Annotated in this window: 11 protein-coding genes and 1 pseudogene; 1 reads left to right on the forward strand and 11 read right to left on the reverse strand. The window is 30.6% G+C overall.

The window, feature by feature from the left end; all coding sequences use genetic code 11:
* Positions 1 to 154: 154 nt before the first annotated feature.
* Positions 155 to 550: a hypothetical protein gene (locus tag FNB79_RS09590; RefSeq protein WP_143381103.1), complete on the forward strand. Its 396-nt coding sequence runs from the start codon at positions 155 to 157 to the stop codon at positions 548 to 550.
* Positions 551 to 553: 3 nt separating this feature from the next.
* Here FNB79_RS09590 and FNB79_RS09595 read toward each other — a convergent pair whose 3' ends face one another.
* The 11 genes and pseudogenes from FNB79_RS09595 to FNB79_RS09645 all read right to left on the reverse strand — a co-directional run bounded on the left by FNB79_RS09595 (position 554) and on the right by FNB79_RS09645 (position 15032).
* Entirely contained in the window at positions 554 to 940 is a 387-nt protein-coding gene (locus tag FNB79_RS09595; protein WP_143381104.1) for a serine hydrolase domain-containing protein, read from the reverse strand.
* Positions 925 to 1230 carry a hypothetical protein gene (locus FNB79_RS09600; RefSeq protein ID WP_143381105.1) on the reverse strand — a complete coding sequence of 102 codons (306 nt, stop codon included), beginning with the start codon at positions 1228 to 1230 and terminating at the stop codon, positions 925 to 927. The genes FNB79_RS09595 and FNB79_RS09600 overlap by 16 nt, the downstream gene beginning before the upstream one ends.
* 1361 nt (positions 1231 to 2591) lie before the next feature.
* Positions 2592 to 3845: a glycosyltransferase family 4 protein gene (locus FNB79_RS09605; protein ID WP_246073258.1), complete on the reverse strand. Its 1254-nt coding sequence runs from the start codon at positions 3843 to 3845 to the stop codon at positions 2592 to 2594.
* Between the two features lie 128 nt (positions 3846 to 3973).
* The gene (locus FNB79_RS09610; RefSeq protein ID WP_143381106.1) at positions 3974 to 5806 is read right to left on the reverse strand and encodes an ABC transporter ATP-binding protein; all 1833 of its coding nucleotides are present in this window, start codon (positions 5804 to 5806) and stop codon (positions 3974 to 3976) included.
* A gap of 31 nt (positions 5807 to 5837) precedes the next feature.
* A complete protein-coding gene (locus FNB79_RS09615) occupies positions 5838 to 6683 on the reverse strand; it encodes a glycosyltransferase family 4 protein (RefSeq protein ID WP_246073259.1) in 846 nt (281 codons plus the stop codon).
* A 410-nt stretch (positions 6684 to 7093) separates the two neighbouring features.
* Positions 7094 to 8248, reverse strand: coding sequence for a glycosyltransferase family 9 protein (locus FNB79_RS09620; RefSeq protein ID WP_143381108.1), 1155 nt, complete (start codon positions 8246 to 8248; stop codon positions 7094 to 7096).
* A 151-nt stretch (positions 8249 to 8399) separates the two neighbouring features.
* Positions 8400 to 9592 (reverse strand): annotated as a pseudogene (locus tag FNB79_RS09625) (IS3 family transposase).
* A 5-nt stretch (positions 9593 to 9597) separates the two neighbouring features.
* Complete coding sequence (locus FNB79_RS09630) at positions 9598 to 10101, reverse strand: efflux RND transporter permease subunit (protein WP_143381109.1); 504 nt, start codon at positions 10099 to 10101, stop codon at positions 9598 to 9600.
* A gap of 55 nt (positions 10102 to 10156) precedes the next feature.
* Positions 10157 to 11326 (reverse strand): PepSY-associated TM helix domain-containing protein, encoded by a 1170-nt coding sequence (locus tag FNB79_RS09635; RefSeq protein WP_143381110.1) that lies wholly within the window; start codon positions 11324 to 11326, stop codon positions 10157 to 10159.
* A 62-nt stretch (positions 11327 to 11388) separates the two neighbouring features.
* Positions 11389 to 12618, reverse strand: a complete 1230-nt coding sequence (locus FNB79_RS09640) for a DUF4374 domain-containing protein (RefSeq protein WP_143381111.1) — start codon at positions 12616 to 12618, stop codon at positions 11389 to 11391.
* Between the two features lie 26 nt (positions 12619 to 12644).
* Positions 12645 to 15032 (reverse strand): TonB-dependent receptor, encoded by a 2388-nt coding sequence (locus tag FNB79_RS09645; protein ID WP_221932573.1) that lies wholly within the window; start codon positions 15030 to 15032, stop codon positions 12645 to 12647.
* Positions 15033 to 15392: the final 360 nt, after the last annotated feature.

The raw sequence follows: 15392 nt of genomic DNA on the forward strand, positions 1-15392 counted from the left end.
CTTATGTATATACAGTTTTAAGGTATTAGTAGTAAATACTATATATAATTGTAATAAAAAATTTATTTATTATTATAAATTACTTTCCATTCTGTTATGCTTATTAAGTTTTCCTTCAATTGCACAAGAATTTCAAACTAAGAATTATTTCGGGTTGGAAACATCCATGAAAGAAGGTATTCTTTCAAAGGTATCAAAATTAAATAATTCAGAACGTTTTAACGCGAACATGAATAGTATGATGCCTCATTCTAACTATGAATATTATTCTAATACCAATAACGGAATTAATATTCCTTTTGCAAGTATTAACGATGGATCAAATGTATATATTACGGGAACAAGTTCTAACCCCAATACCCCAAAAGGAGATTTTGTTACAATTAAGGTTGACGAAAATGGAAATGTTCTATGGGAAGTAAGAGAAGAGTCAAATCTATATAGTGTTGAATTTGGAATGGTAATTACATTAGACGGATTAGGAAATCCGATTGTAAGCGGGGTAAACTGGAATGGGGATAATATGGATATCCTCAATTTTTGTACTTAAGTTTCAAAATATTTTTTTACATAGATTTAAATAGGGAATAATTTTCTCTGTTATTAGGGCTATTCTATCTTTAGCACGTGGTTTAAAACTGGAGGTAATAGCGAATACTAATTCTAATTTTTTCTCTACCAGAATAATATTTCCACTATCACCAATTGCAGCATAGGTATTACGGTTAATTACCCACCATAAATATCCATAAGATTTATTATTCCATTGGCTATGTGCAATGGTACTCTCTCGTATCCAATTAGAAGGTACTAATTGTTGGTTATTCCATTTTCCCTCTTTAAGGTACAGTTGGCCAATTTTAGCAATATCTCTTGTGGTTAAACAGATTCCCCAACCGGAGGTGTTTACACATTTAGGGTCTATTACCCAGCCATGCACATGCTTATTTTTAAGAAAAGCAAAGTGTTCACATCTTTAGTGTGTATTCTTATAGGTTTTGGTGGATTAATTTCTAACGGAAGAAATAGATGTTTGGTAGCAAAATCCAAAACGGAACTGCCAGTTGCATTACAAATTAAACCGGATAAAACTTGAATTCCAACAGTTGTATATTTAAAATCTTCACTTAATTTTTTGCCTCCTAAGAGGTCTAAAGCAGATTTTGTCCAATCTTCACTTGCGTATACTTTGGTATAAGGTTCGTATTTAAATTTATAAGGCGCCGTCATAGTTAATACCTGTTTGGACTACCTAATAAATTTGGTGATATTTTTATGCAACATTAAACATAGGTTTAATTTTTAATTCTGACTCTTTTTCAGTCAGTGCTTTAAAATCCAAAGTTGAAAGGATTCTAACGTTTTTATACTACTTTATATAATTATCAATAATATTGTAAGCTTCTAAATAAGATTATCTGTAATTTGTCAATTTTTCTAACAAAAACCTAGGGCTCTTAAACCGTATTTTCTGTAGTAATATCGTCAATTAAAATCCATTAGAACATCATTCTATCTGCTAAAATCTTATAATAGTAGTTATATTATAACATAGGGGAACTACAATTTATAAATACTGATTACATACAATTTAGTTATTTATACAGCTTCCTTTTGTTTAATTTATAAAGGTGATTTAATATTACAAATAGGACTTTTAGATTCTAACATCCTTAAAACGACTAGCTATTTCTAAAAGATAATTAAAATTAGTGTTCCTCATTTGGAAGACATGCTATTTGTATTTAATAACACAAATATACTCCTGTTGATATAATGTCTGTTGAAAATGAACCTTTACAAAATTTAAGTTTTAATCCGGTCAATCCTATTTCTATTTTGTCAGGACTCAATAATGTAAAAAAGCGATTGACTTTTAAAAGACTTGAACATAACTTCAAAGCTTTCACTGTCCATTTTGTTTCCCTATAAAGGCAAATGAAACGTATTCGCAACTTTAGTTTTAAAGTCAAATCCGCTAAAACAGAAAATAGGTTTATAATTCGTGTTCTTCTACTATTTATGATTTTATATTTCTCAATCTAACTTTCAAATACACCACGATATATATCACGATTTTTTTTTTTTTTATTTTTTTGAAAGCAAAATAAAAACATTCAAAGGTGGATAGAGATATAAATTGGTTTACTTGAATTTTACCAATCACAGAATATTCTAAATTTTTAAACTTTGAATATTAAATTATTTAAGGTAGTTTATGCGGGAAGATTGATGTTTTAGAATTGATTTTGAAAATATCATAACAAATTATCCTAAACTGTTATTCATTTTCATTTTATTTTAGTCAATTTGATTAGTGAATGTCGAAAACTCATTAAATATGTCCTATAGCGTGTCCTATTATGATTGTTATTATTATAAGTTATTGAAATAATGGTTATTGTGACTTTGTTATTATTATTGGTTTAAATTAATTGAAAGAAGTATTTAGTTTTCTATTTCTTAAACATACTGTGTTTATAATTGTATCGAAACTAATATGAGGCCTTTTTGTTCAACGTGTTTTATCTAAATAATGTAATGAGTCCACAATATTTTTTTAGTTAAACAAAATTATAATCAGTTTTATATTATCCTTTTAACTTTCTAACGGCATCTTTTAAGATTAGGATAAAGCGAATCATTATGTTTTTTTTCATTCGTCGAACTTCTCTTCGAAGTTTAGCATTTTCTATTTTTGTAAATTGTAATTGATTTATTAGAAATACATTCTGATTTTGATTTGTAACCAAGTCATCAAAGTTATTATAAAGGTAATTTAGTCTATCCTTCATAATAGAACCAATGGTGTAAAAGGATAATTTATCTTTTACAAAAAGGCTGGCGTTACTGGTTTTTAAATGTCTTAAATCTGAATTTTCGTAAATAGTTCTTAATTTATCTGCAGTCTCTTTTAGTAATGGATTAGCCCATAATGTTTTTGAACAAAAGTTGTTATCTGGGTTTTCAATGTAACTAAGTTTATAATCAACTAAATAGCTATTGTCTTCCTTCATGAATTCAGTATTGCCTGAATAATTTGTTGCTATAGTTGGTTTTCCTAAATACATAGCTTCAGCTAGCGTTAATCCAAATCCTTCTGAATGATGCATTGAAACATAAGAGTCGCAAGTGTTTATTAAGTGGTTTACACCGTTTTTATCCAGTTCTACATCATATATTTTTATGTTTTTAGAGGCGCATAATTCTAAGCGTTGTTTTTGTTTCTTATGTTGTTTTCCTCCTACGGTTTTGATAACTAATTCTACGTTGTCGTTATCTCTAAAAGCAGTGTTAAAAGCTTCGATTAGGAAAAAAGGATTCTTTCTCTCTAAAGAGCTATGGTAGCTAAATATAAATAGAAAACTGAATTTTTCGTTATCAAAAAAATTAATGTTATTTTGGTTTGATAGCGGTGCTAGATGAACTTCGACTGGGTGAGGAACTACAATTATGGGGTTATTGTATGTTCTCTGGAATATGTTTTTACAGTATTCTGAAGGCGTCCAAATTTCATTAAATAGATTTAAGTTTTCAACTAATTCGGGAGCAATGTATTCTGATTCCCATACTAAGAAAAGAATAGTATATTTTTTTTTAAACAGATCAGGATCTATAACAGCTAAAAAGGATTCGAGATCTTTTAAAGATATTTGAATTAGATTAATAGCATAGTTAAAGGAATATTGATAGTTGGTGCTTTGTTTTACTTTGTCGTAATTTATTAAATTAAGAGGGATATCTAGTTTTTTAGCAGCATTGATATTTAGCCTGATAGCTTCACCTAAGCCAAACATAGCTTCTGTATATCCAATAATGTTAAGCCCTTGTATATCTAGTTTCATGTCGTGTTGCATTTATTTTTTAGTTGTTCAGTAAGAATTTAAGCATGGTATTCTGCTTCTCCATTTGTCTCTGATCCATATCTTGATAAAATGATTGCGATTTTAGACCTGTTTAAAAAATGGATTTACTAATTAAATTCTAGTGATTGAAGAGCGACTAAATTATGGTAAGTTCCTTTGGTGTTTAGTAATGTTTCGTGTGTGCCTTGTTCTATAATCTCTCCTTTTTTCATAACCACAATGTGATCTGCATTTCGTATGGTCGATAGCCTGTGTGCTATTGCTATGGATGTACGGTTTTCCATCATGTTTTCAAGGGCGTCTTGCACTAGTTTTTCAGATTCGGTATCTAGGGCAGATGTTGCTTCATCAAGAATCATGATAGGAGGATTTTTTATAACAGCTCTAGCTATGGCGATACGTTGTCGTTGACCGCCTGAAAGTAAACTACCTCCATCTCCAACATTATTCTGGTATTTATTAGGGAAGTCAGAAATAAAATTATGGGCATTTGCTATTTTAGCAGCCTTAATAATATCTTCTTCATTGGTTTCTTCTATGCCTAAGGATATGTTATTAGCAATACTCTCATTAAATAAAATAGAATCTTGTGCTACAATCCCCATTTGTTCTCTTAAAGACTTTGTTGTTACATCTCTAATATCAACACCATCAAAAGTAATACTACCTTCAGTGACATCGTAAAATCGTGTTATTAAATTGGCAATGGTAGATTTACCACTTCCTGATTCACCAACTAGTGCTACTATTTTTCCTTTAGGAACAGTAAGGCTAAAGTTTTTTAGAACAAAATCATCTTTGTATTTAAAGGATACGTTATTAAATTTTATTTCATGATTAAACTCAGTGATCACTTTAGCATTTGGTTTATCTTTTAATGGGTTTTCGGCATCCAAGATAAAAGCGATTCTTTCATAGGCAGCATTTCCTCCCTGTAAGGCGTGGTTGGCTTTTGTAATGGCTTTAGCGGGTGTTAGAATTTGATATGCCAATCCAATGTATGCCATAAACGCACCACCACTCAAAGATTTATCAATTAACACTAACGACCCTCCGTAAATAAGTAAAATAGAAATAACTAGAATGCCTAAAAACTCACTCGTTGGTGCAGATAAGCTCATGACTTTACCAATGGAATTGTTAAGGTTATTTATGTTCTTTGTGAGGTCATTAAATTTTTTAGAAAAATAACTTTCAGAAGTAAAATTTTTGATAATTTTTATACCGCCTAGTGTTTCTTCTATGTTTGATAATAAGTGGCCTTCTAATGAAAAAATATCACCAGATTGACTTTTAATGCCTTTACTTAGTTTTGAAATTAAAAATCCAGAGATAGGAATAAAGAAGAATACAAAAACACTTAGTTTCCAGCTAATCGCAATCATGGCAATCAATGTGAAAAGGATGGTTAAAGGTTCTCTAATCATCATTAAAACACTCATAAAAGATACTTTGATGGTATTAATATCAGCAGTCATTCTAGAAATAAGATCTCCTTTTCTTTCATTAGAAAAAAAGGCTACATTTAAGCTTATTACTTTATTATAAACATCTTGTCTTAGGTCTTTTAAAATACCATTGTTTAAATACGTCATATATAAAATGGAAAGATAACTGAACACGTTTTTTAATAAGAAAGTACTCAATACAAACCCAACAATAGTAATTAATGTAGCTAATGGACCATTGGTTTCATTCATATTGGTAATGAGATAATTAAGGTAGTTTTCAAGGTAGTTTAAGTCAAAATCTTTAATGCCATTATAAACAGGTTTTACTCTTAATTTTTCACCTTCTTCAAATAATACTTTTACCATTGGTAGAAGAGAGAGCATGGATATTGATGAAAAAAAGGCATATAATATATTGAATAAGATGCTTAAGAATTGATGCTTTCTATAAGGAACAAGGTATTTAAGGAATCTTTTAAAGTTTTTCATTAAGAGGTGTATCGTAATTAATATGTAAGTGTTATTTTTCTAAAATGCTTTTGTAAATAGCCGTATAATCTAGGGCAGCTTTATCCCAGGTAAATTGTTTTGATCGATGAATATAAGCCGTTTGGTAAGTGTCTTTGTTGTCTTCAAAAGTATTCATGCCCATTTCAAATACATTGGCCATATCTTTTGCGTCGAAATTGGACCAATAAAAGGCGTGATCTCCACCTATTTCAGGTAAAGATGTTTTGTTAGACAGGAAAACGGGTTTCCCAAAAGTCATGGCTTCTAAAACTGGAAGTCCAAAGCCTTCTCGTAATGATGGAAAAGCAAAGGCCATACAGTTTTTATAATAAAACATCTTATCGGATTCTGAAATACTGCCTAGTAAGACAACTCTGCTTTCTAACTTGAAATGTTGTATTTTTTCTTTCAGAATTTCAGCGTATCCTGTTTTTAATCCTCCGGCGATAAACAAAACAACATCTTTTAAATGCCTTAGCATTTCTATTAATACATGAAAATTCTTTTTTTCTAAAATTTGACCTATTGAAAAAATAAAAGGTTTATTGGGTGTGTAAATGGGCTGGTTGTTTTTAATAATATCTAAAGCGTTATTATTAAAATTATTTCCATTGTAAATTACATATTCAGGTATTTTTGGAATATCAAAGTGAGCATGGGTTTGCTGCTTGGTAAATTCTGAAATATACACTATAGCCGAACTTCTTTTAATTTTACTTTTCAGTTGATTTATTCTAAAATTTAAACGCTTTCCTGATTCTTCTTCTATAAAATTTACATCATGAATAGTTAATAAATAGGGGGAGTTTAAGGACGCGGGCTCTATTTTTGTATTTTGATTTACTGAATGCCACAAATTAAACTTTTTCCTGATTCGAAAAAGAGGGTATCTGGTTATAGGTATATATGTATTGAAGGAAATTTTATCATATAATTCCTTTTTAACACTGCTATTATTGCAATTAAGGATAATCTCATGCGTGCGAAGAAATTCTGTCTCTTTACTTAAAGCTCTAGCTAAATTGTAATTGAATTGACCAAAACCGCTGTGCAGATTATTTATATTGTGAGTTTCTAAAAAAATACTTTTAGTAGGGTGTGATTTTTTCATAAATATGATTTGTGAACTATTGAATGGACTAATTTTTTAATTATTATTTTGGTCAGATTTAAGGCTATATATAATATCTAATAGTTTGATAAATATTATATTAAGGTGTAATTAAAAAGTACAAAAAAAGAGTGCTTAAAAAACAAAATAAGAACTCAAACTGCTTGGGTTAAAAGAGAATTTTTCATAAAAAGTTCTCTTTTTTTCATTCGGAGAAGTTTAGTAGGAGCAGTGTCTTTTTTTACAGGAATATTAAGATGGAGAAAACGATTGATCTTGTCTTTAAATAATAGTGGTTTGAATTTATTATATAAGTCCTGATTATCTTTTTTTAATTGTTTTCTAGATTTGTTGTGTAAAAGTGAAGGCAAATAATCTTTTAAATGTACTGCTTCATGATGTTTAATATGATTAAAAGTTTTCCAAATATCTTGCTCTATCCAAGACGAAAATATACTAAACGTGGGTATATTAAGTGCCTTAGCGATATTGATAGCACCACCTTCATTACCGATTATAGCATCGCAATGGTACAAGATTGCTAAAAAGGAACGTAAGGAAGGTGTATATACTTCAAATTTAATTTTAGCCTGTGTTACAGAAGCGCATAACTTATAAAGTTTCAAGGCATCATCTAATTGTGATGGCATGTAATTAAATAATATCGTAAATTCACCTTTGCATGCAATATTGTCAATTAGTTCAGCCATATAGGGGAGTGGGTATGTTTTTTCTATACTGCTGCCTAAAATATTAATCATGATGACTGGGTTAGAAAAATCTATATTATTCTTTTCTAAAAATATACGTGCTTTTAAAATTTCATTTTTTGTTAAATGTATTTTTGGAAGACATTTCATTGCATCTATTTCTGCAATAAAGGGTTTAAGTAATTTTAGTCTGTTTTCAATCGCCAAACCTAAATTAGAATGTCCTTTTTTCGCATACTTAAAGGTTTTGGTATATAGTAGTCTAGTGTACCATTTATCCATAGAAATTTTAGTATCAGCATTAGAAAAAGAACTGACTAATATGCTTTCCAATTTTCCATAAGCATCTATAACCACATCAAATTTCTCTTGATTTATTTTATTTAAAAATTTGTAGAAGGACCATTTGTTATTTTTATACTCTTCTTTAAAAAAAATAACCCGGTCAATATAAGGGTTATTAGTAACTATAGCTTCAGTATGAGTATTAATTAAATAATGAATTTCACTATTTGAAATGTTCTTTTTAAGCTGTTCACAAAGCATCGTACTTAAAAGCACATCACCTATCATTTTTTGTTGAATAATTAGAATTTTCATAATTGAGTTGTTCTAAGTAGATGCAAAAAAAACAAACAGGTTGCTTGGGTATATGTTAAATAAATATTAATAAAAAATATTTTGATTTTACCTTTTGTTGATATTAGAAACTATGGACTTGCAACAAAAAACTGGACAAATAGTTGAATGACTATGCAGCTAGTTTAAGGTTATATATGTCTAATTCAAATTCTCTTATAGTTTTATTTCCTAAAAAGGAATGTCTTCTTCTATTATTGTACCAGGTTTCTATCCATCCAAAGATGGATAACTCCGCTTCAGATCTCAACTTATAATTGTGCCTATAAACCCATTCTACCTTTAAAGATTTAAAGAACGATTCTGCAACTGCGTTATCCCAGCAATTACCTTTTCTGCTCATAGATTGGTTTACTAAGCCTTTGTAACTTTTAATTAAAGAGGTGAACTTATGGCTGGCATATTGTATACCTCGGTCAGAATGAAAAATTAAAGACTGGGTTAAAGTTTTTTTCTTTATAGCCATATGCCAAGCTTTAATAATAGTATCCTCTGTGCTTAGGTTATCGCTTAGAGCCCACCCAACAACTTTACGGTTAAACAAATCAATAATGACAGTAAAATATAACCAGCCTTGCTTGGTTTTAATATAGGTAATATCACTTACCCAAACTTGATTTTGTCTGCTTACTTCAAAGTTTTGGTTTAATAAATTAGGTGCTATAGGATAATTATGCTTACTATCTGTGGTTGCTCTAAACTTACGTTTTCGTTTTTCAAACAAATAATTAGCACTCATAATACGCGCCACTCTGGGCTTTGATATTTTATAGCCTAATGTCTCCAGTTCTGTTTTTATTCTAGGAGAACCATAGCTTTGAAAACTATCCTTAAATATACCTTTAATAAGCGCAGTTACCTTTTGATTTTCTAACCATAATTTACTTGGTCCTGATTGCAACCAATGGTAATAACCGATTTTGCTTACCTTTAATATTTGACACATCGTCTCGACATGAAATCTCATAAGGTGTTGTTTTATAAATCTGTATTTTTCTTGTCGCTAGCGGAGAAGATGCTGATGACCTTTTTTAAGATGTCACGTTCCATTTCAGTATCCTTTAAAGCTTTTTTTAATCGAACTATCTCTTTTTCTTCATCGGTTATTTTAGGATTACCACGGCCTGGAAAACTGTTCTTACCGTAATCTTTTAACTCTTTACGCTAACGGTAAAGTACGGATGGGAATATGTCCAGGTCTTCACATACTTGCTTTACATTGCCCTTGGCATAACTCAACTCGACTGCTTTTTGTTTAAATTCTAAGGTGTAATGTTTAGATTTTCTTCTCAAAATGGCTAAGATAAAAACTAACTAAAATATTCTCTCATCTTTACGTCCAGTCTAATATAGGAAGTCCACAAATAAAAGGTTAAAAACACGCCAATAAAGGAAATAGGAATCATGCTAATAATTGCAAGTGGTTGTTTTAGCGACTCCAATAAAATATCACAAATAAAGAAAATAATTAAAATAACGATAAACAAGGAGTAGTATTGATTTTCTCCTTCTTTATCCCAGTTATTATTTATAGTCTTACCTATATTAAACCCTAACGGTAATTTCTCTTTAAAAGATTTTATATTATCAACTTTTACTTTATTTTCCAATTGGTAGGTGCCAATTAAATCGTAAGCCACTAACAAACTATATTTTTGATTGGTTTTAGAAATCGTATTCCCCGAATTTCGCTTATCAATAGTAGCCAATTGATTTAATTTGTATTGCTGATTTCTAATCCACAGCGGTGTGTTTTTTAAATCCCACACATTAAATTTTTTGTAATTGTCAGACTCCAATTTTACAGATTGCATTTCATCCAATCCTTATATAAGATTACATCTTTTATATTTTCACATAAATTTATATTTACTTTTTTTTACTCAACCAAACTATAAAACCAGTTACGGGTAAACTAGCACAAATTAGACTAATAAAAAATGCAAATATTTTACCTGTTAACCCAAGAGCTGCTCCAATGTGAATATCATAATTCAGCATGGTTAATTGATCTGAAAAGTCAGCTTCTTCGTAGCGATCACCTTTCATTCTTAGAGGTTTTAAGGTATATTGATCATAATAATATTCATTCTTATTATAATAAGATTTATTGTCTTGAAAGGCAATAATTTCAATAGCATCATCGTCATCTTTTAAAATAGGAGTCATGTAAAAACCTTGAGCATCCATTTCTTGTATACGTGTTGCATACCAAGCTTTGTCGAGCGAATAACTACTATTATTAGCCACTAAATTGGCATAATTCACATCGGAATGCGGATGGTGATGTTCAGGACGTTCTTCACCAGCAGAAGTTACATAGTACACTGAATCTGCAAACCATTCAAAACTCATAACCAGTCCTGTTATAGCAAGGACTAAAGCAAAAATTAAACTGTAGAATCCTAAAACATTATGTAAGTCGTAATTAATACGTTTAATCTTAGCATTCCATTTTATTTTAAAACTTTTTTTAAGGTTAGATTTCTTAAAATTTTTAGGCCACCACATAATAAGTCCACTTATAAGCATAAATAGAAAGATAAGTGTGAACACTCCAACAATAGGCCGACCGATATCATAAGGTAACCAAAGTGCTCTATGCCCATCTATAATAAAGCGAAAAAAATTAAAATCATTACTCCCTAAGCTATGTTCTTTTTTTATGAATTTCCCAGTATATGGGTTTATAAAAATAGCCGTAAAATTCCGTTTCTCATTAACATAATAACTATAACCGACAGCAGCTGCTCCTTCAGCATTACTATAAGTTAAACCAGTAGGTTTTTCCTTAGGCATATACACTTTTGCAGTATCTAACAATTGGCTTGGTGGCACAAATGGAACGTCTTGTTGTTTTACAAAACGCCAAGGTTCTGTTGCATCTTTAACCTCTTGTTCGAAAGCATAAAAACACCCTGTAATACTTACAATAAAAACTATAATTCCAGATACCAATCCTAACCAAAGATGTAACCAGTCGTTTATTTTTCTAAACGTACTTTTTTGTTTCTTTTTTTTAGACACTTTGTTTTCCATATGAATAAGAAAAAGTCAGTCCGCTACTAGATAACAGACTGACTCTTTAAATTAACAGCTCGTTAAAATTTAAAAAAACCTGCTACAAAGTTAGCTTCTACTTTAGCACCTTTTTCAGAGGTATAATTTACTATATCCATTTTATATACGTAGATACCGTCATTTTCAATAGGAACACATAAATACACATAGTTTCCATCTTGTAAAGCAGCTAGCCTTCTACCGTCTCCCTTATGTTCTGGCACACCGTTAATATATTCAATCGAAGGAATTGATAAATCAATTACAGCAGATTGTAAAGGCGAGTCAGACCATTTTTCTTGTTCGCTTCTTTCGGTCATATTAATTTCAGCAAAGATTTTATTCCCTCCTAGGTATTTTAAATGAGATGCTTGTTTTCCGCCAGTTAAAGCAGGGATATCTAAAAAGTAATCAGCATCAAAATCAGATTCTCCAGCATTAATTTTTAAGATACCGCCAGGTTTCGTGCTTTGGCTATAACCATTTGCAGGGTTAGAATGAGATAAGGCATATACATTTCCATAATCATCTTTTACCAAACCAGATTTGATATTAAATCCACCAATTGGTCCAACTCGTGAATCGGTAATTATTTTTTGAAACTCTAATTCTGGATAAGAAAATACAGCTATTTCAGCTTGCTCTGTATAATCCGTATCAAAAGTATTAGGATTAGAGATGTAGTAACTTAAAAATAAGTAATCTCCACTAACAGCCATACCAGAGTAATTTGGACCACTTAAATCTGTAATATCTGTAACAGGGATATCTATAGTTTCTGTAGCAACAAGGGTATTGGGTGTAAATTTGCGAAAGGTGATCACATCTGATGATGACCTCATACTAACCGAAATCAAATTATTATCATCACCTTTAACAAAATCTGCAATGGCAGCTGTAAAAGATACATCGCCTGTTTCCTCTAAACTACTATCGCTATTTTGTGTAATGGCTACCACATTCACGTCGTCTAAACCACCTAAGCTATAAATAGTGTTGTCTATTTTTGTAAAATCGTAATAACCAGGTTGCTCAATTCCTTCTCCAACTGCATTTAAAGTACCTGTCATAACCTCGGCGAAAGGCACGGTGTAATATGTAAAGCTATTATCACTTCCTTGAATGGCCAAAGAAAGTGCGAATGGCTTATCTACCGAACCGCCATTATTATCATCCGTGCTATCATCAGAACTACATGATGAGAAAGAAAAAACGGTAATCACACTTAAAAAAAGTGCTGTTAAATTAAATTTGGTGTTTTGAAACTTCATCTTTTATTATTTTAAATTGTTATTTTTTATAAAGAGTATCTCAGTTTAAGATAAAATGCTCTCCCGGGTTTTTGTAATCTATATTTATCGTACAATAATTCATCGGTTAAATTTCTGCATTCAATTGAAATATTATACTTGTTGTTTTGTAAACTATAAGCTAGTTCTATGCTGTGGGATGATTGCTTAGGAATGGTTTCTTTGTTGGCTGCATTCCCGTATTTGGCCCATCCTAAGTAATATTCTTGCACATAGTTAAAGTAATAGTTAAAATTAAGAGCTGTATTTTCATAAATTACATCTTTAAAAGTGAGCCCCGCAATGGCGTTTCCAAACAAATAAGGTGTATTTGGTAGTCGGGCGCCTTTGTTAAAATTTGGCTGATATCCAGAATAATCGTTGTAGATTTGGTCTGCCTGATCTGTAATATTTTGATAGGTAACATTGATACCTAAATTAAAGCGCTCCTTCCAGTTGTAGTTTAGATTTCCTTCTACCCCTAATGTTCTAGCTTCAGCTAAATTTTCAAAATTAGTTTCAGGACTGGAAATACTTACGCTTTCGTAAATTAAATCTTTGGCATTTCTATAAACAAACGTGCTTTTAAGGTCTAAATAATGGTTAGCTCCAACAGTAAAATTATAGACCACATTAAAATTGAAGTTGTCACTCTGTTCAGACCCTAAATTATCATTAGGACTTACTAGCAAACCATCACCAAATATCTCATTAGGAAGAGGCATTCTGTAGGTATGTTCGAAAGAAGCTTTTAATTGTAAATTAGGAAGTATAAAATATGACGTTGCCAATCCATATCCGTAATTATTCTTATGAATTGAGTTTTTAATATAAACTTCGGAATTTTCACTTTCTTGTTGCGACGAATTTACTTTCAGGAAATAAGCTTTTCCGAAAATAGTCGTATTCCATTTAGAATTATAATCATATTTATAAGCTAAACCTAAAACGTTTTTATAAAGTGATTTCGGAAAAAAATAGGCTTGTTTCTCAGGGTTTTCGCTATCAAACTCCTCACGATTAAAATACTGATACGCTTGATTAAATGAGAAAGAATGGTCTTTGTTTAGAATATAACCAATATTAAATTGATTTGTAAATTCTTTATCATCAAATTTTAAATTACTAATAGGTGTTCCCTTTTCACCGTTAGTTTGAGAATTACTAGGTATTTGTTCTCCATTCCAATTATATACGACTCCGGTTAGCGTATCTATACTCCTACTATTATATATATTATATGAGGTGTTTAAGCTTACATCCAACCCATCCGCAAATAAATCTTTCTTTTTATATTTTAAGCTATTTATAAAGGACTTGCTTTCTTGCATAACCGCTCCATAAACCGTGGCCATAGTGGCTCCTGTTTGTACTTGATTATCATCTCCAGAAGCAATCACTTCTAGCAATAACTGATCAGCATACTTTTTATTTAAAACTCCTGTTGAAAATTTTCCAGTTATAGATCTGTACCTATCATGAAAACGTTTAACGTTAGTGGTTTCCAGCACATTTCCGTTCGCATCTGTAATATCGGCTAATACCTCGTAATCATTATCGGAATAATTATAATTCAAGTTTCCTCTAAATGTAAAACCTGTTTTTTCATTAGTATGTGCACCATTAACCGATATCCTGTTGGTGTTAAAAGAGCCATAAGAATAAGAGGCATCTAAAAAATTATGTTCTTGATGCGTTATAATATTAACAGCACCTCCTAAAGCATCGGTGCCTAACCAAACTGGAACTACACCTTTATAGACATCTATACGTTTAATACTATTTACAGGAATACTACTTAAATTAAAAGAGGCCCCGTAATTATCCATCGGTACACCATCTAGAAAAAATTTAACTTGATTTCCTTGAAAACCATTTAAAGAAAATGATAAGTTAGAACCTAAGCCACCATCTTGTAAAATTCTAATACCTGGTACGCGGTCTAAAATTTCTTTGGCATCTGTAGAACTATTTTGTAACTCTTTTGTTGAAACAGAAGTTACCGAATACGATTGTTCATTAACACTACGAATTTTAGATTTACCCGTTAATTGAACCGTTGCTATTTCTTCAGGATTATCTAACAACACAAAATTAATACTGTTCATTGTGGGCGAAACATCAATACTTTTTTCCTGAATTGTGTACCCTAAAAAGCTAACTCGTATCGTATGTCTTCCTAAACTCACATTTTGCAAAACGAATTCACCACTAGCATTAGTTATTGCTCCAATGTTCTCGTTTTTTAGACCAACTGTAGCTCCTTCTAGAAATTCCCCTGTTTCAGAAGTCACTTTTCCTTTAATAACAACGTTGGTCTGAGCGTGACTCCCCCACATCATTAAACAAAAAAATATATTTATTAAGCCAAACGGACAAACCTTTATTTTGAACACTTTATTTTAATTTAGACGCCTTAAATTTCATACGAAAATAAATTAAAATTAAAGATTCACAAACCTTATTTAGAATAATTATATATAAAATAGATTTTGACAAATATTTGCATCATAGAAAACATTGAAACCGAATTACTCTACCTTATTTATTACACAAAAAAAAGAGTTGCTATTAAATAACCTTTACAATTTAGTTATTTAGTTGTTATAAATTTTATTAAGTATATAATGATAGTAATATTTACTCTCCTTTATTTAAAGTCATTACTGATTGTGCTTAGGAATGAATTTTACATATCAGGTTTCATATAAACAATATTAAAAGAAAGATTATTTTTTTGTGAACTAGCGGATGTA

The organism is Formosa sediminum (genome assembly GCF_007197735.1).
GTDB classification, from domain to species: Bacteria; Bacteroidota; Bacteroidia; order Flavobacteriales; family Flavobacteriaceae; genus Formosa; species Formosa sediminum.

Bases quoted from the DNA above. Each gene is read 5' to 3' on its own strand.
- FNB79_RS09600 (WP_143381105.1), bottom strand. From the start codon at position 1,230: ATGACGGCGCCTTATAAATTTAAATACGAACCTTATACCAAAGTATAC.
- FNB79_RS09605 (WP_246073258.1), bottom strand. From the start codon at position 3,845: ATGAAACTAGATATACAAGGGCTTAACATTATTGGATATACAGAAGCT.
- FNB79_RS09610 (WP_143381106.1), bottom strand. From the start codon at position 5,806: ATGAAAAACTTTAAAAGATTCCTTAAATACCTTGTTCCTTATAGAAAG.
- FNB79_RS09620 (WP_143381108.1), bottom strand. From the start codon at position 8,248: ATGAAAATTCTAATTATTCAACAAAAAATGATAGGTGATGTGCTTTTA.
- FNB79_RS09630 (WP_143381109.1), bottom strand. From the start codon at position 10,101: ATGCAATCTGTAAAATTGGAGTCTGACAATTACAAAAAATTTAATGTG.
- FNB79_RS09635 (WP_143381110.1), bottom strand. From the start codon at position 11,326: ATGGAAAACAAAGTGTCTAAAAAAAAGAAACAAAAAAGTACGTTTAGA.
- FNB79_RS09640 (WP_143381111.1), bottom strand. From the start codon at position 12,618: ATGAAGTTTCAAAACACCAAATTTAATTTAACAGCACTTTTTTTAAGT.